Below are 23819 nucleotides of genomic sequence, written 5' to 3' on the forward strand. Positions count from 1 at the left end.
AGTATCGGACCTTTTGGTCTAACCTGAAAGAAGAAAACCAGACAGAAAACTATGATCTTTTATATGTTCATCGACGGAATCGGCTTTGGGCCCAATGATCCGGCTACGAATCCCTTTGCTCGATACGCAAAATCCTTCTTTTTACCGCTCGCAAACAAACCGATCCCTGAAGAATCTTCCGAAATTCTTAAAAAAACCGCCTTTATCAAAACGGATGCTTCTTTAGGAATCAAAGGCCTTCCTCAGAGCGCGACGGGCCAGACTTCCCTCTGGACCGGAATCAACGCTTGTAATGTTCTTCAAAGACATTTGAGCGGTTTTCCGACTTTCACTCTGAAAAAAATCATCAGTAAATATTCCATCATTCGGGTTCTGGATGAGCACGGCTTCAAAGTAGATCTTCTGAACTGTTATTCTCCCGCATTTGCGGAATATATCAAAAAAAATCCTCGTCACGTTTCGGCTTCGACCCTCATTCAGATGGCGAGCGATCGACCTCTCAAAACCATGGAGCACCTGAGGGAAGGTAAAGGGCTTTATATGGATATAACTCACGAATATTTAAAAGAATTCTCGCAAGGACTTTTGGAAGAATCGGACGACCTTCTTCGTGTCCGCGACCCCTATGAAACCGGAAAATCGATCATTCAAAATTGCAAGAACGACGATTACACTCTTTGTATCTATGAATTTTTTCTGACCGACAAGGTCGGGCATAAGATGAACTGGGAAGCGGCTGAAAAGTATATCGGCGAATTGGAATCTTTTTTAAAAGGGGTAACCGAAGCTCTGGATCCTGAAATGGACCAACTGATCATAACCTCGGATCACGGGAACTTGGAGGATCTTACAGTGGACGTTCACACAGTAAATCCGGTGCCCACGATTCTTTACGGAAAATACACACAGGTCCTAAAGGATAAAATCAAAGCGATCGTGGACATTCCGAATTCGATCTACGATATTCTCGGAATTAAGATCGAACTCAAGGACGAAGAATTTATTAAGACGGAGACTTCTTCTTAGTCGAACTTTTCCGTCTCCAAGTCTTCTTTGCTTTTCGCCTTGTCCGATTCCTTATAGTGAAGATTGTCTTCCACTTGATCTAAGGATTCTTTTTTCCAAGCGCTTGCTTTTCTTCCCACTGGAGAATCCGGATATTTGTCAGTCGCTTCTTGGAAAAGAGCCGCCGCTTTATCATACTTTCCATTCTTAAAATAAACGGTGCCTTTTCGAAAGAGCGCGTTTTGATCCAGAGAACCGTCTTGGTTTCCCAGAACTCGATTCAAATATTGAAGTGCAGAATCCGATTTTCCGATCGCTTCGTAACTTTCTGCAATGTAGAATAATGCCTGTTCTTCCGCTTTCGGGCTAATTCCCATCTCCAAAGCTTTTTTGAAAGTTTCAATCGCCCCATAATACTGTTTACGAACATAAAGCTGTCTCGCTTTTTCCAAAATTCCACTTCGAAATTCGGAGCTTACTTTTTCCTTTTCGGGATCGAAGTAGAATCCGGCTTGCGCGTAATCGTCGTAGACGTCGTATGAGGACCAATCTTTCCCCATTCTTCGTAAGGATTTCCCCCAACGAACCCTCGCCTTTACGTTTTCAGGATCTTCTTGTAATGCGAGAACATAGTTTTTTCGGGAAAGATCGTAATTCCCTTTTTTCATATAATAGTCTGCAATGGCGGATAACGCGTTAGAACGAAGTTTCGGCTCTGCAGAAATTCTTAGAACCTCCTCAAGATGACCTTTTCCTTCCTCATCTCGATTGAGTTGGAGAAGAAGATTTCCCATCGAATAGGCGACCTTGGATCTTTCGTCTCTGGATAAACCTTCTTTCTGATTCAGTTCTCTGTAAATTCCCAGAGCGAGAAGACTGTCCTGATTTCTTTCCAAGGCTCTTCCCATATCGTATTTTACGCGAAAGGAGTGTTCGTCGGGAATTTCTCTGGCTGAAAGTTCGGAAAAAATATCCACGGCTTTTTCCGCAGACTTTGCGTTGGATTGTTTTAAGTATTCCTCGCCTTCTTTGATTCTTTCCAAAACGTTTTTACGTTTAGAATCTTCGTCTTGAATCGTGGTTTGATAAACCCCGGTCAATAACCCGGCGCAAATAAACAAAAAACCCGTAATTAATATAATAGAACGATTCATGGACTTCCTCCGGAGATCCGAGACAGACAGCGCTTCGACCAAAATTCAGAGCGTTCTGCGTTGTAAAATTTACTATCTTTGTTGATCAAAAACTTAAGCGCTTCCTTATAATTGCCTTTTCTATAGTGAGAGAGTCCAGTGAAAAATTTCGCCTTTCCTCTTACTTCGACCGTATTTCCGTTTCCGGTGAACGGTTTTAAGTCATGAACGGCATCCGTATAGGCTCGTTTCCAATAGGTTCTTCTGAGAACGGTGTCAACTTCATCGTCCGTTCCGGAAAAATCCTCCTCTTGTTTTGCAGGTTGCCCTTTGTTCTCGTCTTGAACTTTTGGGTTATTGTCATTTTGCACATTTTCTTGATTCTCCGTACCGATCACGTTCGGATCCGCGTCGATCGCCACAAAGGATTCGTTTTCAACAAGACTAAATTCTTCCTTATTCTGACGTTTTACGGTCACTCCGAAATAGACTTGAGTGCTTCTCGATTTCAAACGAATCTGCGCGGCCGTTTCCGGATGCGCGATTTCGCCTAACTTTCGAACGTTCCCGCCGAGAAAAGTAGCCGTTCCCCCGCTCAATGGTTTGAGAGCCTGGTAGATCGTATAAGTAGTGTTTGTATCCGCTTTTTCTGGCGCCTTCCATTCCAGTTTAACGTTCAGCTCCTCCGGCTTTGCGGTTAAATCTTTAACATGCATTTCATCGTAAGGATATTCTAAATTTGTAATATTTTCGGGATTTTCTTTGTTAGGAGTTCCGATATAGAAAAAACGAGTAAAGGATTGCCCGTTTATCAGAGGAAGAATTTCCTTTGCCCCTGAACGAACGCTGACTCCATAGAACCAAGTCTGTGATTTTCCGAGGTCTTGATCCAGGAACGTAGTTTCGGGATGACTCAGCTCGGTGAGTTTTTCGGCCTTTCGCATCAATGATAAGGAGGACATAGGCTCCGAAGAACGGTAAACCGTATAAACGGTTGCGTTAGGAATCGCCTTATCATAAGGAGACCAGTTCAATCTCAGATATTTTCCTTCTTTTTTGACAGTTAGATCCGTAATTCTTGCGTCGTCCGGAAGATCCGGAGTTTTGTTTTCAGTGTTTGTGTTCCCGGGAACTAACGCTTGCTCTACGATAACCGGAATCGTAGTAAAGTTTCGTCCCGGTATAAGTTTGATCGTATTTTTTTTAACGTGGTGGGCCAGAATCACCGCATAATAATAGGTTCCCGGTTTGAGATTATAATCGAATATCTGAGTTACTCCACCGGCAATCCCACTAGGATACTTTCCCAATGAATCTGCTACCATACATTTTTCAGGAGTGTCTATCATACTGGAAGAACGGGCGATGATGATTTCTCCGGTTTCTCTCGGAGCCTCCCAAGAAATACGAATCGAGTTTTCATCCTTTTTTAAAATTTCCGCATTTATCAAATTTGCTACACTGTAGTTTTCCACCTGGGTGTTATTCAAGACAGAATCCTGAGCTCCCGGAAAAGAAACCAAAGCCAAGAATGAAAATAATAGTATGATCCGGGTTATGATTTTCATAAAAGGAATGTCTTGGTTATTATATCGTCAGCCGAAACCGCGTAATTTAATAAAGAATCCCACTGGGGCTCGTTTTGAGATAAAGTGTCGGTCCGGACAAATTTGATTTCGGGTTTGACTTTTCCTATCAAATCCATTAGACATAATTCAGAGTGAGAAACGGATGAGCGACCTCGATTACTATGAAAACCCGGAATATCAGGAATTTTTAATTTCCAGTAAACGACGCGAGCTCACACCTCCGGAAGTGGTTTTCAAACACTTTAGCTTAAAGGACGTGAGCCATCTCGTCGATTTCGGAATGGGCCTCGGTTTCTTCACCTTAGAACTCAAAAAACAACTCCCGAAAGAAGCTTGGATTTGGGGCGGAGAATGTCAGCAAGAGTTGATCGATGAAATTCTACATTGGAAAAATCGAGACGAGATCACCAACTTCACGCCGTTCTTTATAGAGAAATCGGATCACCCACTTTTGCCGGAATGGGTGCCTACGCCGGACGCGGTCTTTGCTTCTTTAGTATTATCCACATTCCCGGATCCGGGTCTTGCCATGGACGGTCTCATCCGTTCGATGAGAAAGGGTGGAAAACTCATCGTCTTAGATTGGGTTAAAAATGAATTTTCAGTAGGACCGAAAATCAACGATAAGATTTCTTTGGATAAGATGAAATTCTTAGCCGAGATGTATCATCTTGATATCATTAAGAATGTAAGAATTTCCGAGCACGTCTACGGTTTGGAAGTGGTTGCCGGAAAAGATTTCGAATACGGTTTTTACGATCTGAAAGAAGAAGAAGACACAACGGACGAATTTATCCGGTCTTAGAAATAAACCCGCTTCGAACTGAGACTTTTTTATGAATTCAAAATCCAACGCCGATCTTTTATGAGTGACTTCAAAAAAATTGCAACAGTCATTCTTACCGCGATTTTTCCCATTGGATGCGCTTTGATATACGATCGAGGACCTTACTACTTATTACCTCCGATCACTGTAGAATTTTATGAATGTGAAAAATGTAACAGTTATGTCGGTGGAATTTTTGGAAAAGGTCCTCTCTTAAAATACAAATCGGAAAGTGCAAAACGATGTATTCATCATTGGGAAAAGACAACCGCTTCGAGATTCGAAGAAGAAGTCCGTTCCCATTTTCAAATCGACCTTCAAAAAGATGAATGGTTTCAAAAAATTAAAAATTCAAGCGTTTCGGAAGAAAGATAAATAGACCCTCCGAACTCAGATCCATTTATTTAATTTGAAAAAGCGTATTCGCGCCGCTACCCAAATAAGTATCCGGATATTTTCCGTCCCATTTTTTGATTCTTTCCATTTCGACCATCATCGGTGTGATCTGCTGCGACTTCAGCCTTAAGGTTTCCGCTTCCGCACGAGCGTTCACAATTTGTTGTTCGGCTTCGATCTTCACCCTTTCCAATTCGTTCTTCGCGCGAAGCGCATCTTGTTCCGCTTTTTGTTTTAATTCGATCGATTCCGAAAACGTTTTAGAAAATTCGAAATCCTTCATGGAGACTTCGTCGACAAGAATATAAAACTTACCTAACTTGGTGTGGAGAAGGTCGTGAATCTTCTGCGAAACCGTTTCCCTTTTGATCACGAGATCCGAAGCCGTAAACTGAGCGGTTACGTGTTTCATCGTTTCAAGAATCGCGGGGACGATGATCGTTTCTTCGTAGTCCATTCCAATTTCCTGATATAGTTTATTCACTTGGTTCGGAGAAAGATGATACGTGAGTGTGATCATCGTATGAATTTCCTGCAAATCGCTGGAAGGTGCGGTTGAATTCGCCTCCACCTTTTGAATTCTTACGTCGATACTTTTTACCGATTGAAGTATCGGCGCCACAAAATTAATCCCCTCTCCGAGAATTCGATCCGAAACGGACCCTAGATTCGTTACAACACCTCTATGACCGGGTCCGATACAAACGATCGGATTTACTAGCAGAAGTAAAATCAGACCGATACCTTTGAGCCAATGTTTCTTAAAAAGCGCAATCCACTGTTCCACAATAGGTTCTCCTTTTTCTTATTTCACAGGATTCTCCCAGAGAACTCTGTCTAACAGCAATCGAAAAAGAAAACGTTAAGAGAACCGTAGCGTTGATTTTTCTTTTCAATCTATAACCCGAGAGGAAATAAATTGAATCCCTGAAATCAAATCTCTATGGATCCAAGAGCGGAAAACGGCTTCCGGATAACTTCCAGTGGATACCCTCGAGAATAAAATTTTCCGTCGACCTTGCGATCCCGTGGAATTTCTGAAAGGTTTTCCAGTTCGAAATTCCTAAAACTTTAAAAGTCTTTCTGTGATCCAAGATCACCGTAACACAAGCCGCGAGCGAGATTAATCTCCAGAGGAATCGAAAGAGAATTTTTGTGAAAAAGTTACGAACTCGAATTCTGAAAAAGTCGCTATGAAATTTCAGATGTTTTTCCTCATCTTTCACTACTTCTAATAACGCCGATTTGACGAAACCGTTCGGAATTTTATCGGCGAGTTTTCTATAAAAACAGATTCCGATCACTTCCGCTGCGAGTAAGACCATCAATTTTAAACGGACTCCCAAGAGCCTTCTCCCGAAGTGAAACAATCGTTCCGTCCAATTGGATTCGATCAATTCTCCTTTGAGGGCTCGAACACATTCGCCCAAAATTCTTGCGTGCCTTCCCTCTTCTTTTACGAAAAGTTTTAGCGCTTCTCGGTAAAAATCATCGATGCCGAAAAGAATGGTCTTATCGATTTGTTTCGCAATCTTCCCTTCACCGGCTTCGCCAAGTTGAAAGATGGCGAGGGAATATGCGATGGAACTCATTTCGTTAGGATTTAATTCCAATACTTGAGAATCGATTTTTGGTAAAGGACGGCTTTCATTTTTTCTAAAATGTTCTCTCCAATATTTCCAACGAATCGATTCTTTTCGACGGTTAAGGGCAACTTTTAATTTTTCACGGATTCTTTTTTTCCCAAATACATTTATCACAAATGTTAATAAAATAATGCGAATATCCAAACCTAGATTCCGATTTTTTAAATACGAACGATCGAATCGAAAGGAAATCCGAGACCCCATCCCTGCGTATAACTGCGATAAGCCGGTTATTCCCGGAAGCACGGTCCAACGAATGTCGTAGTATTTATGATTCCAACCCAATCGATCGATATCGAATCGAGTGAGCGGTCTCGGGCCTACGATTCCCATATCACCTTTGAAAATATTCCAGATCTGCGGTAATTCGTCAACACCGGTTATTCTAAGCCAATGACCGAGTTTTGTAATTTCGCCGTTTTTCATCGTTCTGAATTTGTAAATTCGAAACGGCTTTTTTGATAAACCGATCCTTTCTTGCAGGAAAAAAATCGATCTACCGTCGACGATTAGAACAAGCAAACTCACTGCGATAAAAACCGGAGAGAATATCGCAAGAGCAAAGAAGGAAAGAGTGACTTCAATAATTCTTTTCATGTCGGAAACCATATAAGATTTAAAAAAGAAATTCATCCCTTTGGGTGCTCGAATCAAAGCACTCAAGTGCTTGACAGAGAAGGACAAAAAAACTTAGAATCTGGTCGTCACTCCATGAACGCAAATCCACTCCAACTATTTATCGTAGAGGATAACGAAAAGCTTAGAAAGGCTCTCGTAGCCGGTTTAAAGGAAACCGGTAAATTCAAGATCGTTCACGAAGGTGCAAGCGGAGAAGAAGCGATCGAGGTTTCTTTAAAGAAGGAATTCGACGTAATTCTCATCGATGTTCGATTGTCAGGAACGTTAAACGGCATTGAAACCATAGTCGCACTTCGAAAAGAATTTCCCAGAAAACCCGTGGTCATCTATTCCATTCAGGACAGCGACGAATATTTCCGGACCTTCCGAAAATCTGGAATTCTGAGTCACTACGCTTATGTCCGTAAGTCCAATTATCTCCTTCCGCATATGATCGTACCTTTGATTCAACTCGCTTACGAAGGAAAAAGTTTTATCGATCCCGAAATCGAATCTCGAATCGTAGAAGTAAAAGATCAAGATGACAATTCTCCTATGGCTATCTTAGAACCGAATGAAAGGACTGTTGCGAGAATGTTAGCCGCGGGACAAAGTAACGAACAAATCGCAACCCGTCTCGGCTTTAAGGACAAACGTACGATCAGCAGAATCAACGGACAAATTTATGCGGCTTGGGATCTAAACGAATCCAGCTCCGACGAAAAAGTAGCTAGAACCAGAGCGGCTTTGATCGTAAGAGAGAATCGTTTTCTTCAATGGGAAGAGGACGGCAGCGCTTATTACAGAAACGGATCGGGAGAATGGATCCGATGGGAAACAAACATTGAATCTTGATCCTGAGATTTTTATCTGTTCCATTTTTCTTTTTTTATCCTCTCTTCTACTTTGGCTCTCGTCGACAACTTACGTGAACCTAGAGAAAAAAGATCGTTCCGCCGCTTTCACAATTTTAATTTTAATCTCTGCTTCTTTTCTTTTCGGATTTTTTTCTTGGATCGGAGAATTTGGGTTATTCGAAGTTTCGGGTTATCCTGCAATTTATTTTTTTCCCGGAATCTTCGGATTGATTCTCATACCTTTCGGTTGGTTTTTTATTATCATCTGGTTCGTAGGTTTTTTAAAACAGAATCGATTCTACCGGTTTATCCTTTGGATTTTAATCTTAGCTCAAACGTTTGCTTATATATTTTTTACTTTTTGGGTTCGTAGATTCGATTCCAATCTATCTCTATTCAATTTCTGGAATATAGTTCCTTTTTCGTTCCGTCTATCTTATTTGATCTATATTTTTGTTTGTATCCTAATTCCGATCGCAGCGCTCAAGTCTTTTCGAATTTCAAAGCCGATTCTTCCTGAAATCGCAAGGGAAAAGGCGGTCCCTTATTTATATACAACGTCATTCCTACTTCTCGGGGTTTTGATTCTTGTTTTCTTTTTATTTTTGGGAAAAGGTCTGGGAATATCGGAGGATCCGGTCTTACAATCGCAGAGAAATCCTTTTCTTTTTTATGGGTTTTTAATCGGAATTCAATTGTTTGTCGCAGCGGCCATTTTGGTTTTAGGAAAAGCCTTGATTTCCTATGAAATTTTTACGGGAAGAATTTTGCCAAAAATCAGCTTACGCCGTGAATGGAAAAACGCCATTCTCGGATTTTTTTGTCTTTCCGGGGTCTATTTGATTCTCGGCATTTGGAAATTTCAGAAAATCGAACTCTTTCTCTGCATTTCTTACGTTTATATTCTTTCACGAACCTTACTTTTAAAAAAGAACAAGGATTTGAGATTGGAGGAAAATTCCATTCTAAGATCTATCATGATCCCGAAAGGAATTTACGGAAACCAATCGCCGGAAGAAAAAGAAATTCAAATAAGATTCCAAATTTCTTTCGAAATCTTATGTTCTAAAATTTTAGAAACTTCGAAGGCATTTTTTTTAAACGAAAAAAAAATCCCGTTTATTCCGGATTTACTTCTACAATTCCCCACACCTACCGATTCTTCGAAAAAAATTGAATTCAAATATTCTAATATAATTTTTGAAAAAGACGGACTCGCTTATTTAAACGACGAGAATTCTTTCGGTTATGTGCTTTGTTTAAAAGCAGAGAGCGACCATTCCGGAACAGGATTTTTATTTTTAGGCCAAAAAATCGACGGCGGTCTTTACGCGGAAGAGGAAATTGAAATCGCAAAAGGGGCCGTCGCTTGGATGTTAAATTCGCTTTTTGTAGAAAGCAACTCTCAAGCTCTAAGTTCGCTGCAAAGAAAACACATGGAAGAACAAAGAATCGCCGATTATAGGACCAGACAAATCCTTCACGATGAAGTTCTCCCGGACATCCATTCTTCTATATTAGAATTATCGAAATTACCATTCGATCCGATTATCGGAGAACAGATCCAAGTTTTGACCGATCTCCACAAAAAGGTTTCGGGTTTTTTGAGCGAATTACCTGATACAAGCTTGGAAATTCAAAGGCTCGGTCTGATCGACGCTTTGATTCTCCGCATGGGTTCCGAATTTGAAATCTCCTGGTTCGTTTGGAATTACGATTCCAAACTCAAAGAAAATTTTCCGATTTCAAAACCTGAAATTTTAGAGATCCTTTTTTACGCGTGCAGAGAATCCATTCGAAATGCAGTCCGTCATTCGTATTCAGGAGAAGGAAAGAGGAAGAAGGTTTCGATTTCTTTTCAGGAAAAGGAAGGAATTCTGATTCAAATCAAAAATAAGATCTCAAAAAGGGAACCGGAAATCATTGAGTCGGCCGGTCAAGGATTGAAAATCCATAGCGCGCTCTTAAAAGTTTTCGGTGGGTATCTAACATTAGAATTCTATAATTCAGAGGAAGCCCTCGTGGAGATTTATCTACCCTTTCAAAAATGAGGGCTCCGGGATTTTTTTTGATCTCAAAGAATCAGGTTGAAAAACATAGACTTTATTTCGTTTTAAGAATTTTAATTTATAGTTTATCCAAAATCTGCAAGGAAAAGCTGATTAAAAAACGAATCCAGCCGGAACAAAAGAACGCCGAGTTCCTACGGATACGCCCTTAGTCGATTGATTTTCCTAATAGGAGTTCCTACATTCTAAAGTTTTTGAAAAAGCTTTTATCTTTTTTCGCCGATTTCGTGTTCAAAAGGATAAATTCCGGAAATTAATTTTCCATCTATGAACGTAAATCTTGATTTTTTTAAATTCGTAAAGGTTGAAACTGTAGATATTGTAAAAACAAATTTTGAAAGTGAAGCTGATTCTACCTCTAAATTTAAAGTTTCATTATACAAGTCTCGGAAGTGAAGGTTCCAATTACCGTATTGAATTTTAAACCGACTCAAATTTGAGAACTGAGAATATAAAATTCTTATCTAAAAACTCGACCGAAAAAAATTCCTTCTTTATCGTCATCCGTGTGATATTCCGAAAGTTCCACGTTCAAAAACTGACCGCTTTTTAGATTCTTTAATTCTTCTTCGGAAATTCTTACCTTAAGATAATTGTCAGTCACCGCAGTTCCACCTTGTTCGAGAATCGCCTCACGAACTTTTCCGGTTTCTGCAATCGCATAATTCTTATGCAAGTTTCTCGAAAGGGAATTCAGAATATGAACCCTTTCTTTTTTGATTTCCTTACTTACGGAATCGGTGAAGGTTTCGGCTAACGTGTTTCTCCTGACGGAAAACGGAAAGGCGTGGATCTTTGCGAATCCAAGTTCTTCAACCATTCTTACGCTTTCATGAAACATTTCTTCCGTTTCTCCGGGAAAACCGACGATCACGTCGGTTCCTAAAAAGAGACCGGGAATTTTTTCCTTCGCGATCTCCACCCTTTTGCGGAAGGTCTCCGGAGTATAAGTTCGCTTCATCCTTTTCAAGATTTCAGCGCTTCCGCTTTGGAGAGGAATATGAAGAAACGGAGTAAACCGTGGATGAGACATCAATTCCGCGAGTTCGCCTCCCACATCGGGCGGCTCGATCGAGGAAATTCGAAGTCTAGAATATTCTAATATACTTAAGATATCTTTTAAAACGCGGTTGAAGGCTTTTTTATTTTCCGCGTCTCGATACCAGCCGAGATTCACGCCTGTAAGAGTGATTTCTCCAACTCCATGATCTTGTAAAAATCGAACCTGATCGAGAACATCTTCGTATTTCCGACTGACTCCCAAACCGCGCGCTTGCGGGATCTTACAATAAGAACATTTTCGATTACATCCATCTTGAATCTTCAAATACGCGCGAGTATGTCCGTTTGGCAAAACATCGGAATAAGAAAAGCGATCATACGCGACACCAAGCATATCTTCCGCGCCTATGAGCCCCTTCTTTTCCAGTATCATCGATGGAAGTTTTGATTTTTCGGTATTGCCGACAACACCCGCCACACCCGGAATTGCCTCGATCGACTCACGATCGGTTTCCGCGTAACAACCAGTAACCCAAATCTGCGAACCGGGAAATTTTTTGATCGCATTCCGAATTGTGTTTCGATTTCGAGAATCGGCCTTATTCGTGACCGTGCATGTATTGATGATGACAACTTCGGGATGTTCTTCCGCTTCCGCGGAACGATACCCGTGTTTTGTGAGAGAAGAAAACAAACCATCGGACTCAAAAAAATTGAGCCTACATCCGAGAGTATTAAAAAGGACGGTTTGTTCAGCTATTTGAGAGGGCATTGAGTTTTGCTTCGATTCTTCTGAGGTTACCTTTGAAATGAACATTTTCCGGTTCGATCTTCAAAGCGGATTCGATTTGTTCCTTCGCAGAATTGAGATAGTTCTTCGCATTTGAAAACTTTCCCTTTTTGTTTTCTTGGTTGGACGCCTTTTCGTAAACGAGAGCCAAGTTGTTTAAAATGTTTGCATTATTTGGAACTAAAGAATTCGCCCACTTTAAACTCACTTCCGCTTTTTCGATACTTCCCAGATAATAGTAAATCTGACCTTCCAAAACCAGTGGACGATAATCGTTCGAATCTTCAGCCTTTAATTTTTCGGTAATACTCAGCGCGTCCTTTGCTTTGCCGTTATAAAGAAGAGCCGTTCCAAAAAGAAGTCGAACGTCCTTGTTGCGTGGATTGAGTTCATAGGCGCGGGCGATGATATCAAGTCCGTCGTCTTCTCTTCCGTTGTTCAAAAGAAATCTTGCAAAGTCCAGGCTGACGGCCGGGTCTCCCGGTTTCATCGAAAGGGCTTCGGACCAATGAGTGCCCGCGGACTTCGTTCTCCCCGCCGCGAAATGACAATGACCTGCGAGATAATGCGATTCGTAGGATCTTGCACCTTTTTCATGAAGGGCACGAATGATCTCCAGACATTTTTCGTAATTCTTCCCTTCGAATTCTTTCAGAGCGGAAGAATATTCTTGGCTGGGTTGCGCGTATATTAAAGAAGAATGAAATACTACAAGGACGCTTAGAAATAGAAAGGCGGAACGTAATTTTCGAATCGGCATTTTGATACTCTCTTGAATCTTTAGGCGGTCATTCTCATCGATTTTGCATTGATACAATCAATGAGAGAATGAAACGGTTCTACGGGATCGATATAAACGATGATACTAGGATACTTCTGCATTAGAAAATGCTCGATCTGTTCTTCGGAAAGAACGACTTGGTCTTCCATTTCGAGAACCGGGAGACCGTCCGTATTTCGATAGATTGAGTATTCTTCCTGACCGAGGAAGTCGGTCAAGAGCATATATCCCGAGCCGTAGTAAACTCCGCCCTGAAAGTAATACTTGTAGAAGACCCGTACCTCGGGAAGAAATAAATCGGGGTGAAAAACGCAGAGAGAGATTTTCTCAATCCCTGCAATGGTTCTGATTTTCCTCAGATGGAACCAAATCCTCCGAATCAGAAGATACGAAACCAGAATCAATACAGGAATGAGAATCGGCATCCTTTAGACTAAGGCAATTTCTTCCGACCTTTCGGGATTACCGGAAGAATTGTCGTCTCCTCCGGCTTTCGCGTCAGCCGGTTTGTAGTCGGTCCAAGGAGTTTCCACGAAATCAAGTTTTCCTTCTTTGAAATCGATTTCGATTTTAGTAGGTTCCTTGTAAGCGCCTTTGAGGGTCTGGACTGCCATATGATCTTCAAGTTCTCTTTGAAAAACTCTCCGAAGAGGTCTCGCTCCAAACTTTTCGTCGTAACCGATATCCATGATATGATCTTTGGCCGCACCAGTAATCGAAACATGGATCGCCTTTTCGCGGAATCTTTTGTTCGTATCGATCACCATAATATCGATGATAGCCATGATATTTTCTTTGGTGAGAGATCCGAAGTAGATGACTTCGTCCACGCGGTTTAAGAATTCCGGATTGAAGTATTTTTTCAACTGATCGCGAGTTTGATCGGACTTATATTTCGCAGCTTCGTCCTTACGATCTTCGAAACCAAGTCTTCCACCGGATTGAATTTCTTTCGCTCCGATATTGGAAGTCATGATAATGATCGTATCTCTGAAGTTGACTTTACGGCCTTTCGTATCGGTCAAGTTTCCTTCTTCCATGATCTGAAGGAGAATATTGAAAATGTCGTGATGCGCTTTTTCAATCTCATCCAGAAGAATGATAGAATAAGGTCTCTTTCTGACAAACTCGGTCAACTGACCTCCGTCATCGTAACCAACATAACCGGGAGGCGCTCCGATCAAACGGCTGACAGCGTGTGGTTCCATGTATTCGGACATATCCACACGAAGCATCGCGTCGTCGTTTCCAAAGAGGAAATTCGCAAGCGCTTTTGCGAGCTCTGTCTTTCCGACTCCCGTCGGTCCGAGGAAGATAAAAGATCCAGTCGGACGTCTTTCGCTCTTGAATCCTGTTCTCGCACGACGCACCGCTTTCGCGATTTTCTCGATCGCGTCGGTTTGACCAACGATCCGCTTCTTCAACTCGTCTTCGAGTCGGAGAAGTTTATCGGATTCGGATTCTTCCATTTTTTCCAATGGGATTCCGGTCCACAATGAGATCACGGAAAGAATATCGTCTTCTTCGATGTTGACCGCGAAGTCTTCCATCTTCTCTTGCCAAGAACGAATCTTTTCTTCCATCGCCTGTTTTTTGCGGTTCACTTCATCGCGAACGCCGGCGGCTTTCTCGTATTCTTGCGCACGAACCAATTCTTCTTTTTTGGTCGCGAGAGATTTGATTTCCTCTTCCAGATCCTTGATCGATTGAGGACGGGCGCAGTTCGCCAAACGGGCTTTTGCTCCGGCCTCGTCGATGATATCGATCGCTTTATCTGGTAGATAACGATCGTTGATATATCTATGGGAAAGCTTTACGGATTGTTCCAGAGCCTTATCCGAATATCTCACTTTGTGGTGAGCTTCGTAGGCCTTTTTCAATCCCTGGAGAATCTGAATCGCATCGTCCACGGAAGGTTCCGCAACTTTTACGACTTGGAATCTTCTTTCCAACGCAGAATCTTTTTCGATGTATTTCCGATATTCCGCACTCGTAGTCGCGCCGATGCACTGGAGTTCTCCTCTCGCTAATGCAGGTTTGAGAATGTTTGCAGCATCCACGGCGCCTTCAGCAGCTCCGGCTCCGATCAAAGTGTGAAGCTCGTCGATAAAGATAATGATGTTTGTGGAAGTTGTAATTTCCTTCATGATCTTTTTCAGACGTTCTTCAAATTCTCCTCTGTATTTAGTTCCTGCGATCAAAGACGCAAGATCCAAAGAGAGAACTCTTTTTTCGAATAAAAGATCCGGAACACTTTTTTCAACGATCGCAAGAGCAAGCCCTTCTACGATTGCGGTTTTACCCACACCGGATTCTCCTACAAGAACCGGATTGTTTTTTGTTTTCCGAGATAGAATTTGAATCACTCTTTGAATTTCAATCGCTCTTCCCACAACAGGATCCAACTTCTTATCCTTTGCAAGTTGAGTGAGGTCGCGTGCAAACTCATCTAAGATCGGAGTTTTTGTTTTCTCCTGACGTGGTTGTGTTCCTTGCGGCCCGGTTTGAGCGGCCGAGCTAACTCCGACGGAACTCGTAGGAGGAGCTCCGAGCAAACGAAGAATTTCGCTCTTTATAACATTATAATTTACGCTGAAAGAATAGAGAGCGCCGCCAGCGATATTATTGTTATCTCTCAAGAGAGCGAGCAAGATGTGCTCCGTCCCTACGTAGTTGTGTTTGAGACGTTTTGCTTCTTCCTTGGAGAGTTCGATAATTTTTTGATATCGATCCTGACCACCTGCGACGTCCATGAGCAATGCCCCGGATGCTTCACGCGTTCTTCTTTCTACCTCTTTACGCAACTCGTTGAGGTTAATATTGAGGTTGTTCAGGATTTTGATAGCGACCGAATCTTCTTCTTTGAGAAGACCGAGAAGGATGTGCTCCGGCCCGATATAATCGCTACCAAGACGCTTCGCCTCATCCTGAGCAATCTCGTTGATGACTCTTTTGGCTCTTTTTGTAAATTCCAGCATAACAGCGCCTTTGTGTTTTATTTGTAATGATTAGACTGAATTCGCATCCAATTTCCCACCCGAGAGTGAGGTTCTGCTTTTAATTTCAATATCGGAACGTTTTCAAAAAAGGAACGGAAGTTAGAGTAAAAATTCCGGGCTAAAACCCCGGTTCCACCTGTAAGGCTAAATAATAAACTAAATTTAAAAAGGAATTTTTTTGAGAATAAGCAAAATTTTTCAGATAAAAAACGGCGAATTCTGAAGAATTTTCAAGGTAAAACTCCAAAAAACCGGGGACCTTAAAAGTAGGAACTCCTTCTTTTTTCCAGATCTTTGTGGAGAATTTCAGGCTGATTTTGGTTCCCAACCCCGCATTTGTGGGACAAGAAGTGACATAACCCAATTCCTGATCGTAATCAAAAAAATTCTGATTCTCCATTTTTTCCAGAGGAGAACTTTCGATTTTTCGGAACAATTCGCCGACCGAAGAAGAGAGAATTTCCCAACGAATATGATCTTCGTCGCCCCAAAATAGATTTCCTTCTCCCCAAGGGATCCGCACCGGGAGGTCTTTCGTCCGAAGGTGGGCCTGATCGACCTCCATTCTTTCCGATAAGAAGGATCTTAGAATTTGGGTCGGAACTCCGGAGGTTGCCGGATAAATTCTGCCAGATAGATTGCGGCTGATTCTAAAACGAAAGGTAAAAGGAGGAGCCATTTGATCCAACTTTCGAATCTTTTTGGACTCCGAGAGGGATTCAAAACGGGAAAACCGCTCCGACTCAGCCCCTTGGAGGTAGCGAGAGGAAAAATCGATATTCTCATTCCGAAGATGGGTGCGATATTCCTTTCGAAACAGCTTCAGACAATGAATACAACCGATCTTTCCCCGTTCGTTCCAGATCGATCGATTGGTCCCACAATGCAGACAAGTTTCCGACAACATCGGCTGATCCTTCTCCATAACTTCTTTTCAAACAGATAACCAATCTTCCCGAATCCTTTCGAATTTTCTTTTTCAAAGTCGAAAGTTACGAGAACGTAGGAAAGATCGATTTACTTTTGAAATTCTGCTTTTACCGATTTAGCTTGAGGACGGATTGAAATTTTCTTACAAGCCTTTTTCCAGCTTCCTTTGCCTGTTGAAACCAAGAACGAAATATTCTCCGTCTCCGATTTTAAAGTTCAGGAAATCGGCTGTAACTTTCCGCCGGCCATCGTGTTTCTTCGATGAGCCAGAGCTGCGAGCTCCATGTCATGCGTCACGATCACCATGGAAAAACGAAATTCTTTTTGAAGTTCTAAAATCAAAGCCATTAGATTTCTAGAATTCTCACGATCCAAATTCCCGGTAGGCTCATCCGCAAGAACGAGTTTCTTTCCGGCGACAAGCGCTCTCGCAACGCCGACTCTTGCACTTTCTCCTCCGGACAACTGAGAAGGAAAGTTATCGTGACGATCCTTTAAACCGACCCGATCCAACATCTCTATCGAAAGTTGTCTTGCCTTTCCTGGTTGAACTCCGTTGATCAAAAGAGGAATGCTCACGTTTTCGAGCGCGGTAAAGTCAGGAAGAAGGAGATGGTGTTGAAAGATAAAAGAAACTTTCTCCGCTCTAAATTTCTCTTTTCCGATTTCAGAGATTTGATCCAAGGAAACTCCGCAAACGTTCACTTCTCCGGAATCATAAGTGTCCATGGATCCGAGAATGTTGAGAAGAGTCGATTTCCCGATTCCCGATTTTCCTTCTACGGAAACGATCTCCCCTTCTTCGACGTCGAGATCCAGATGATCCAGAATCTTAAATTCCTTATCCAGAATATGATAATTTTTTACTAAACTTCTTACTTGTATCAGACTCACGTTAGTCGTTCCTTATTGTGTCCACAGGATTGAGTCCGGCGGCCCATCTTGCTGGGAAATAACCCGCGATTCCGGAAAGAATCGTAGCGGCGGTCGTCACCATAAAGATAAATGAAATGTCTATGTCGACGGGAATATGATCAAAGTAGTAGACGTCCTTCGGAACCAATTCTACGTTCGTCCATTCGGAATGATAAAAATAAAACCCGACCATGTTGATAAGTTCGGAAAGCGCGTTTACGATCGTTTCCAAATTACTCGCGATAAAAATTCCGGAAACGCCGCCGACAATTGACGCCAAAATCCCTACGACCATCGCATTTAACGTAAAGATAAGTAGAATGCCGGAAGAAGGCAATCCGAGAGCCTTTAAGACCCCGATCGATTTTCTCTTAGCTCTCACTAAACTGTAAACGCTGGCGACCATTCCCAATGCCGCGAGAATGATAAATAAGAAAACGATAATAGAGATGATCGTCTTTTCCAACTTTAGAGCCGTAAAAAAGTTTTCCTGTTCTTCCGCAATCGTTCTTACCCCGAAGGAAGCCGAATAACCGATCTCGTTTTCAAATTCAGGATCTCTGAATTCTTTAAGAATTTCTCTTTTGCAATTTTGCAGATCATCCAAAGACTTCACTTTGATTGCTATCTGATTCACCGAATTTTTTAAGCTGAAGAATCTCTGTGCTACCGGAAGAGAAAGAAAAACGTAATGTGTATCGTAGTTATAATAACCGGTCTTAAAAAATCCGACGGTACGAAAGGTTTTGATCGAAACGTCCACACCCTTTCCAAGAGAAAATCTTCCTCCAGGAACGGCCATCGTAAGATTCGCTCCTAAATCAAAGTTATAAAGCCCGGCCATTTCCTTACCGATCAACACTTGATTTTCCGAATTATAATTCATTATCTCTTCGCGGTTGTGATGAACGATTCTTGGAAAGTTCGGAAGACGATTTCCGATTAAATCCTGAATGTTCTCAACAGGAAGCGCACGAACCATAATAGGAATAAACGAATTGCTGTTTTGAATCAGACCGTGGCTTGTGATACTCCCGCCGATGGAAACGATTCTTTCTTTTAAGTAAGGATTCTTACTGATCCAAGCTACGACCTTTTCGTAATTCTTGATATCACCGGAGTCGAAATTATTTTCGATGGTGATGTGAGGACCGCCTTGCCAAAGAGATTCTTTTACCTGTCTTTGAAATCCGTTGAAGATGGATAAGACTACGATCAACAGTGAAACTCCCACTGCCATCACGATAAACGAAAGTCTAGACTTTAAAGATAGGAGACCTGCGACCCGGGACCCCCGTATATAGCGGGAGGTTACCAGAAATATCAGAGAACCCCGGAACAAATTTGACTTCATCAAAAAACTCTTAAATTTAGAAGGTTAAAACCTTCCTTAGTTTGACAATTCTCTGAATCCGAACCAGAATGTCAAAAATAAAGAAGAAAGTTTCCAAAACGGAGCCTTCTTAAGTTAAAAATACATGAGCTCCAATCAGGTCTATTCGTTTCAATTTATCTCTCGTGACAGCGTTTCTTCGATACACATTCTCTTTACAAGCGTTATCGATATTCAAAACGCAAAGATCGATAAACTGGAAGTAGTCGCAGTTGGTCAGTCCGATAACATCTCATCCATACAACTTTCCGTTTCCTCTCACAAAGACATTGCAAATCTTTGCCAAAAATTGAAATACGAAGGGAAACAACTTAAGAATCTCACGAACAAATTAAATGAGCTCTTTCAAGCCAATGGAAAATCAGACGATTTTATGGAACAGCTCATGCACTATTTGAAGAATAAAGATAACGAAAAGATTTCGTATATTCTCAATCAGGTGATCAATCAAGCCGCAGGAAATTCTAAACCTGATATTGAAATTTTTTATATGATTTCGGATCGGGCTAAACTTGAGGAAGAAAACAACTCAAATATCTCAGAGGAAATTTCAGCGGATATTTCCGGCGGTAGTGACGAAGGTCTTCCTTCCTTTGAATCTTCCACTCCAAATATGGAATTTGGAAAACCGGTCGAATCCGTAGAACAGTATATTCCTTCCGGTGCAAGGGTAATTCCGATGAAATTCGTTCTTTCTCCCGTTTCGGGAGTTCAGATCAATTCGTTAAAAACCGGCGATAAGGTTATGATTCAACTTTTAAAAGCCGACACTTCTTCGCAGGTGATTATAGAATCTATGAAGTTGGAAACTCCGGAAGGGCAAATTCGCCCCGTACCGGGAACCGTAATTACTTCGAAAAACAACGGAGTCGAAAACGAAACCGTGGTTCAGATAGGCGGCGATATATTCGGAAAAATCTACGAAGAAGAAAATTCAATCAAAGTAAAACCATACACGGGAGAAAAAACGATTCCAACGGGAAAACAACCTTCCAAGGCGAGTTCCCAGAGTTCTCAAACTACCGAAGATTCCGGATTGTTAATCACGATCCTGGTCGCGCTCGGCGTTTTGGGAATTGCAATGACCGCAATCTTTGTATTCCTCCTCTAATCAATTTATGAAAACAATACTCTCTAAAATACTTCCCTTCATCATTTTATCGTTCTGTCTGATTAATATATCCTTTGAACCCGTCTTTTATGATCCAAGGGATATGGATTCGATGGAAGCTCTTCTGGAAGGGTCGGGAAGAGAACTCGCACCGCAGTGGGGAATCGAAAGAGGATTGATCTCAAAAATCGTACTGACTTCCAAAGTGATGGAAGAATTGAACGAAAAGACGATCCCCGTCGACGCACAGTTAGACGCCACGGTAGACCGATTGAACAGAATTCTTCTCGGACAGAAGATCATGCTGTTTATTTACGGATTTCTAATATTCTTATCGGTGACTTCTTTTTTGAGTCTTTACTACCGAGCTTGGTTTTATACTTTTCTTAATAGAAGTCTTTATTTGATTTCAATTCTTCCAGTGCTCATGTCTCTTCAGCATCCCATGAGGAGTATTCCGCAAACCCCGATCATCGGGACGATTTCTTCCTTAGCCTTATTCACTTTGACCGGATTTCTCGTTTATATGTGTTTTGCGATTCCAAAAGTTTACGGTAAAAAAATCGCAGATCGTTTCGGAGTCTTGGAAACGGCGCAAAACGGGGAAGAAGGCGAATTTCAGTCCAATTCAAATTCCAAAATTTCATGGCTTCCGGTTCTTTTCCATTTCGTTATCATCATGGCCGCGGGAATCGTTCTGGGAAATCTCGTCTACATCCCGATCTTTCTTCTGCAAAAACACTATTCCTTTGAATTCGGGATCCTGCTGTTGGTCTTGATCTTTTTTCTGATGTTGTTTTACATTCGCAATTATTTTAGAATGGGAAAAAGCGACGAGCTGACTCCTGCGGGAAATATCACACTTTCGATTAGTTATCTTCAGTTTAGAATTATCAGAAACACGATCTTTATCAGTTTTTCGATCATAGGGATCATCCTTTTTGTGGTGCTTCTATTTACGGTTCTTTCGATGAATACCTGGATTTTGGACTTCACTTCCGGAAAGTCGGTTTAACAAAACCCCTGTTCAATAAATTATAGTTTTAGAATATTCTAACTTATTTAAATTTTAAGCTTACTCTTCGATTTCCCTTGATCGATTTACTCGGTTGAAAGTTTGAGAAAATTCAAATCCGATTTGCAGAATAGTATCCGCAATTTAAAAAAACGATTTAGGATCAACAAGATCCCGCTCAGAGTTTTTGATGAACTTCTACATTTGAAACCTTGTGCTTTCGAAAGATCGATTTTACTGATAGGAACCAATGCAACCGATTTTTCCCGCAATCGCTCGTTTCTCCCCGCGGAAGTGCCCATAAACGCGCGCAGAGAGTTCAAGATCTGCATCACCTTTCCTATAAGTCGGGGGAAACAAAGAGAATCCTCCCGAGACAAGGGTTTTTAGGAGTTCCTACACGGGGGATTGTGCTTGCAAAATTAGAATTTTATGATAGAGGAAAGTCTGCCGAGATTTTCCCGCCGCCGCTCCCCACCACCCGAAATTTGGGCGGGGCGGGCGACTTTTACAGAGAATTGTCGGAGTTCCGACAGGCTTTTTTTAAGATCCAGACAACCTGTGAGTAAGGTTATGCCGCGCTTTGGATCAGAAATTCGATCCAAAGCAAAATGCTCTGTGCTCCAAAGGACGGATTGTCGAAGCTAAAGAATTCGAGAAAACGACTCCACCCGCAATTTTATAAAAGGCGAGATATTTGCTTTTAATCCCGCCTTAGTCGTTTTAAACCTCTCGATCCTTGGGACGATTACGATTACACTTGGCGGGATTCAAAGGAAAGACTTTTTGCTGCAAAGAAATTCTACCGTTCTTTTTTTCCGGAGTTTTAGAAAAGAAATTTCGATCTGTAGAACCTTCGAGCGAAACCAATCGCCAGTTTCCTCTTTGGTGATTCAAACGTTCAAATGTATAAACTTCAGAAGAATTTTCCTTTGATTTATAGAATTAGATTGGTCCTTTGTAAAGAATCTAAGCGGGAGAGAACGTTTTACCAGTTCCTTCCTTGCCAATTTTTAAGTTTGTCGGAAATACAAATTCATCAGAAGAATACTCAAAAGATGGAGACTCGAGCAGAGAAGATAAAATTTTAAGTTCAGGGTTTCTCGGTAGGATTGAAAAAGCCCGATATGGACGACCGAGAAAGTGGAAAGAAGAATCCAGAGATTGGAAATTGTAAGAGAAAAATAAACGCTTAGATAGACTACGAGAAGAAATAAAATTCCAAAAGTAAACTTCACGAATTCACTTTTTAGAGGAAGCTAATGTTTCGCAGATCGTCCGAGACCCCTTTGACATCTCGCAATTCTTAGTTCCATCGGGAAGAAAAGTTGTCCTCGAAAGAAAGTCACCGCTCTCGTCAAAAACTTCGATCGCTTCGGTTTTATGAGTCGGATAATAATAAAACCAGGTTCTTATCTTTCTTCCATTCTTATAATAGCCGGTGTATTCCAGTTCACCGTCCGGATAGAATTTCTGCCAGAGGTTGTTTCTATATCCGTCCAAATAACTTCCCTTCAACTCCACCTGGCCGTTCACGTAAAATCTTTCGTAAGAACCTTCTTCATTTCCTTCGTCCCCGCTCATCAAAACTTCGGGCTTTCGATTTCCTTTTCCAAAACTTTGTCGAATGTAAGGATTTCCGTTGTCGAAATTCCAATTCCATTCTCCGCGGCGAACCCCATTCTCAAAACGACCTCTTGACAACAATCGATCGTCGTATTTAGAATAAAACTTGCAGATCCCGTTTTCTATACCCAATTCGTTGATTTCACAATCTTGGTAGATTTTTCCGTTGTCGTAGTAGATTCTTCTTCTTCCAGGTTCCGTAAAAACGTAGGCGTTGAATTGTTTCTCGAACTTCGCACCCGCAGGAATGTTCGGCGGAATCGGTTCTTTGACGCAGTTTGCAAAAAGAAAAGTTAAAAAGATAAATACAAGCGCCTTTAAGACAAAGGAATTCATTCCGTTTTGAAAGGATTTAGACTCTAAGTTCATTCAATTTATATTGTATAAGGAATCGTTTGAAAAACTCAATCAATCGTAAACTTTTTGTTTACGAGGAGTTCTCCGTCTTCGTCTCGAATCTCCACTTCGTAAGATCCCTGCTGATCGAAGAACGTATCGTCGTAATAGGTTTGGAACTTCTCAAAACTCTTCCGAAAGTCCTTTTCTTGAACCGAAAATTCTTCCTTTCCGCCGTCAGTTTTGTAAATCGAAAGACGAACTCTTTTGGGTGTGGACCAACCTTTCTTATAATAGATAAAGAAGTCCTGTCCATGAGAGAAATGGTATTCTTTTTGAGAGCTCATTCCCGAAACCTTCTCCGGAGTCATCTTATCGATGTCCATATAGATCTCGTGTTTTGCGGGCCAAAAAAACCAAATCGCAAGCGCGAGTAGAATCACTCCGGCAATCTTTAAAAAACGTGAGGATCCTTCTCTTTCAGGGGATTCCGGTTTCGTATAATCTTCCAATCTCATGACACTGCTTATCCTGTGGAGGTGGTTCTTTTTGGGCAAATGTTTTTCCTCTCTTGCCTCGGAAGAGGATGAATTCTGAATCGATGAATTTTCGGCTTTCTCCGGTTCCCGTTTGAAAACGTTCTCTTCCAAACGAATCTCGGAAGGTTGTGTAACAAGGTCTTGGGAAGAATCCGTCGAATTCGATTCCTTGGGAGCCGTTGCGGTATTATCGTGAGATTCGCCTTCGGGAGAATTGTCTCCTCCCAAGGTTTTACGAACGTG

Annotated in this window: 20 protein-coding genes and 1 pseudogene; 7 read left to right on the plus strand and 14 right to left on the minus strand. The window is 41.6% G+C overall.

From position 1 onward, the window contains the following. Positions 1 to 51: 51 nt before the first annotated feature. Entirely contained in the window at positions 52 to 1026 is a 975-nt protein-coding gene (locus tag JWG45_RS20645; protein ID WP_205281476.1) for a metalloenzyme, read from the plus strand. Here the strand turns inward: JWG45_RS20645 and JWG45_RS20650 are convergent. Together JWG45_RS20650 and JWG45_RS20655 are read right to left on the minus strand one after the other, a co-directional pair. Further along, positions 1023 to 2159, minus strand: a complete 1137-nt coding sequence (locus JWG45_RS20650) for a tetratricopeptide repeat protein (protein ID WP_205281477.1) — start codon at positions 2157 to 2159, stop codon at positions 1023 to 1025. The genes JWG45_RS20645 and JWG45_RS20650 overlap by 4 nt on opposite strands. Beyond that, complete coding sequence (locus tag JWG45_RS20655) at positions 2156 to 3706, minus strand: hypothetical protein (RefSeq protein ID WP_205281478.1); 1551 nt, start codon at positions 3704 to 3706, stop codon at positions 2156 to 2158. Before JWG45_RS20655 ends, JWG45_RS20650 begins: the two co-directional genes overlap by 4 nt. Before the next feature lie 163 nt (positions 3707 to 3869). On the opposite strand from JWG45_RS20655, the gene JWG45_RS20660 reads away from it, so the two are divergent. Further along, a complete protein-coding gene (locus tag JWG45_RS20660; protein ID WP_205281479.1) occupies positions 3870 to 4532 on the plus strand; it encodes a class I SAM-dependent methyltransferase in 663 nt (220 codons plus the stop codon). Positions 4533 to 4592: 60 nt separating this feature from the next. Continuing rightward, a complete protein-coding gene (locus JWG45_RS20665) occupies positions 4593 to 4928 on the plus strand; it encodes a hypothetical protein (protein ID WP_205281480.1) in 336 nt (111 codons plus the stop codon). A gap of 25 nt (positions 4929 to 4953) precedes the next feature. On the opposite strand, the gene JWG45_RS20670 is transcribed toward JWG45_RS20665, so the two are convergent. After that, complete coding sequence (locus tag JWG45_RS20670; protein ID WP_205281481.1) at positions 4954 to 5736, minus strand: prohibitin family protein; 783 nt, start codon at positions 5734 to 5736, stop codon at positions 4954 to 4956. A gap of 154 nt (positions 5737 to 5890) precedes the next feature. Further along, a complete protein-coding gene (locus tag JWG45_RS20675; protein WP_205281482.1) occupies positions 5891 to 7192 on the minus strand; it encodes a sugar transferase in 1302 nt (433 codons plus the stop codon). 114 nt (positions 7193 to 7306) lie between these two features. Between JWG45_RS20675 and JWG45_RS20680 the strand changes: the two genes are divergently transcribed. Together JWG45_RS20680 and JWG45_RS20685 are read left to right on the plus strand one after the other, a co-directional pair. After that, positions 7307 to 8068: a response regulator transcription factor gene (locus JWG45_RS20680; RefSeq protein ID WP_205281483.1), complete on the plus strand. Its 762-nt coding sequence runs from the start codon at positions 7307 to 7309 to the stop codon at positions 8066 to 8068. Next, positions 8058 to 10121, plus strand: coding sequence for an ATP-binding protein (locus JWG45_RS20685; protein WP_205281484.1), 2064 nt, complete (start codon positions 8058 to 8060; stop codon positions 10119 to 10121). The genes JWG45_RS20680 and JWG45_RS20685 overlap by 11 nt, the downstream gene beginning before the upstream one ends. Positions 10122 to 10599: 478 nt before the next feature. Here the strand turns inward: JWG45_RS20685 and mtaB are convergent, their stop codons facing one another. The 7 genes from mtaB to JWG45_RS20720 form a co-directional block, all read right to left on the minus strand. After that, positions 10600 to 11913, minus strand: a complete 1314-nt coding sequence (mtaB, locus tag JWG45_RS20690) for a tRNA (N(6)-L-threonylcarbamoyladenosine(37)-C(2))-methylthiotransferase MtaB (protein ID WP_205281485.1) — start codon at positions 11911 to 11913, stop codon at positions 10600 to 10602. Further along, the gene (locus tag JWG45_RS20695) at positions 11894 to 12691 is read right to left on the minus strand and encodes a tetratricopeptide repeat protein (protein ID WP_205281486.1); all 798 of its coding nucleotides are present in this window, start codon (positions 12689 to 12691) and stop codon (positions 11894 to 11896) included. Before JWG45_RS20695 ends, mtaB begins: the two co-directional genes overlap by 20 nt. A 20-nt stretch (positions 12692 to 12711) precedes the next feature. Beyond that, positions 12712 to 13137 carry a hypothetical protein gene (locus JWG45_RS20700; protein WP_069608803.1) on the minus strand — a complete coding sequence of 142 codons (426 nt, stop codon included), beginning with the start codon at positions 13135 to 13137 and terminating at the stop codon, positions 12712 to 12714. Between the two features lie 3 nt (positions 13138 to 13140). Continuing rightward, positions 13141 to 15690: an ATP-dependent Clp protease ATP-binding subunit gene (locus tag JWG45_RS20705; protein ID WP_205281487.1), complete on the minus strand. Its 2550-nt coding sequence runs from the start codon at positions 15688 to 15690 to the stop codon at positions 13141 to 13143. A 139-nt stretch (positions 15691 to 15829) separates the two neighbouring features. Further along, the gene (locus JWG45_RS20710) at positions 15830 to 16618 is read right to left on the minus strand and encodes an ATP--guanido phosphotransferase (protein WP_205281488.1); all 789 of its coding nucleotides are present in this window, start codon (positions 16616 to 16618) and stop codon (positions 15830 to 15832) included. Between the two features lie 239 nt (positions 16619 to 16857). Then, the gene (locus JWG45_RS20715) at positions 16858 to 17535 is read right to left on the minus strand and encodes an ABC transporter ATP-binding protein (protein WP_205281489.1); all 678 of its coding nucleotides are present in this window, start codon (positions 17533 to 17535) and stop codon (positions 16858 to 16860) included. A gap of 1 nt (position 17536) precedes the next feature. Beyond that, positions 17537 to 18910 carry an ABC transporter permease gene (locus tag JWG45_RS20720; RefSeq protein WP_205281490.1) on the minus strand — a complete coding sequence of 458 codons (1374 nt, stop codon included), beginning with the start codon at positions 18908 to 18910 and terminating at the stop codon, positions 17537 to 17539. Positions 18911 to 19034: 124 nt separating this feature from the next. Between JWG45_RS20720 and JWG45_RS20725 the strand changes: the two genes are divergently transcribed. Next, entirely contained in the window at positions 19035 to 20060 is a 1026-nt protein-coding gene (locus JWG45_RS20725) for a hypothetical protein (RefSeq protein ID WP_205281491.1), read from the plus strand. Between the two features lie 7 nt (positions 20061 to 20067). Next, positions 20068 to 21075: an LIC_10230 family protein gene (locus tag JWG45_RS20730; RefSeq protein ID WP_205281492.1), complete on the plus strand. Its 1008-nt coding sequence runs from the start codon at positions 20068 to 20070 to the stop codon at positions 21073 to 21075. 1013 nt (positions 21076 to 22088) lie between these two features. Here the strand turns inward: JWG45_RS20730 and JWG45_RS20735 are convergent. The 3 genes and pseudogenes from JWG45_RS20735 to JWG45_RS20745 all read right to left on the minus strand — a co-directional run. Beyond that, positions 22089 to 22313, minus strand: a complete 225-nt coding sequence (locus JWG45_RS20735; RefSeq protein ID WP_205281493.1) for a hypothetical protein — start codon at positions 22311 to 22313, stop codon at positions 22089 to 22091. A 4-nt stretch (positions 22314 to 22317) separates the two neighbouring features. Next, positions 22318 to 23070: a toxin-antitoxin system YwqK family antitoxin gene (locus JWG45_RS20740; RefSeq protein ID WP_205281494.1), complete on the minus strand. Its 753-nt coding sequence runs from the start codon at positions 23068 to 23070 to the stop codon at positions 22318 to 22320. A 35-nt stretch (positions 23071 to 23105) separates the two neighbouring features. Beyond that, positions 23106 to 23648 (minus strand): annotated as a pseudogene (locus JWG45_RS20745) (hypothetical protein); the annotation flags it as partial. Between the last annotated feature and the right edge of the window lie 171 nt (positions 23649 to 23819).

The sequence above is a fragment of the Leptospira ainlahdjerensis genome (genome assembly GCF_016919175.1).
GTDB lineage: Bacteria > Spirochaetota > Leptospiria > Leptospirales > Leptospiraceae > Leptospira > Leptospira ainlahdjerensis.

What these genes read in the sequence shown, in the direction of transcription:
- JWG45_RS20740 (WP_205281494.1), bottom strand. Translation starts at nt 23,070, where the DNA reads ATGAACTTAGAGTCTAAATCCTTTCAAAACGGAATGAATTCCTTTGTC.
- JWG45_RS20730 (WP_205281492.1), top strand. Translation starts at nt 20,068, where the DNA reads ATGAAAACAATACTCTCTAAAATACTTCCCTTCATCATTTTATCGTTC.
- JWG45_RS20650 (WP_205281477.1), bottom strand. Translation starts at nt 2,159, where the DNA reads ATGAATCGTTCTATTATATTAATTACGGGTTTTTTGTTTATTTGCGCC.
- JWG45_RS20705 (WP_205281487.1), bottom strand. Translation starts at nt 15,690, where the DNA reads ATGCTGGAATTTACAAAAAGAGCCAAAAGAGTCATCAACGAGATTGCT.
- JWG45_RS20645 (WP_205281476.1), top strand. Translation starts at nt 52, where the DNA reads ATGATCTTTTATATGTTCATCGACGGAATCGGCTTTGGGCCCAATGAT.
- JWG45_RS20680 (WP_205281483.1), top strand. Translation starts at nt 7,307, where the DNA reads ATGAACGCAAATCCACTCCAACTATTTATCGTAGAGGATAACGAAAAG.
- JWG45_RS20725 (WP_205281491.1), top strand. Translation starts at nt 19,035, where the DNA reads ATGAGCTCCAATCAGGTCTATTCGTTTCAATTTATCTCTCGTGACAGC.
- JWG45_RS20710 (WP_205281488.1), bottom strand. Translation starts at nt 16,618, where the DNA reads ATGTTGTCGGAAACTTGTCTGCATTGTGGGACCAATCGATCGATCTGG.
- JWG45_RS20665 (WP_205281480.1), top strand. Translation starts at nt 4,593, where the DNA reads ATGAGTGACTTCAAAAAAATTGCAACAGTCATTCTTACCGCGATTTTT.
- JWG45_RS20675 (WP_205281482.1), bottom strand. Translation starts at nt 7,192, where the DNA reads ATGAAAAGAATTATTGAAGTCACTCTTTCCTTCTTTGCTCTTGCGATA.
- JWG45_RS20655 (WP_205281478.1), bottom strand. Translation starts at nt 3,706, where the DNA reads ATGAAAATCATAACCCGGATCATACTATTATTTTCATTCTTGGCTTTG.
- JWG45_RS20695 (WP_205281486.1), bottom strand. Translation starts at nt 12,691, where the DNA reads ATGCCGATTCGAAAATTACGTTCCGCCTTTCTATTTCTAAGCGTCCTT.
- JWG45_RS20720 (WP_205281490.1), bottom strand. Translation starts at nt 18,910, where the DNA reads ATGAAGTCAAATTTGTTCCGGGGTTCTCTGATATTTCTGGTAACCTCC.
- mtaB (WP_205281485.1), bottom strand. Translation starts at nt 11,913, where the DNA reads ATGCCCTCTCAAATAGCTGAACAAACCGTCCTTTTTAATACTCTCGGA.
- JWG45_RS20700 (WP_069608803.1), bottom strand. Translation starts at nt 13,137, where the DNA reads ATGCCGATTCTCATTCCTGTATTGATTCTGGTTTCGTATCTTCTGATT.
- JWG45_RS20660 (WP_205281479.1), top strand. Translation starts at nt 3,870, where the DNA reads ATGAGCGACCTCGATTACTATGAAAACCCGGAATATCAGGAATTTTTA.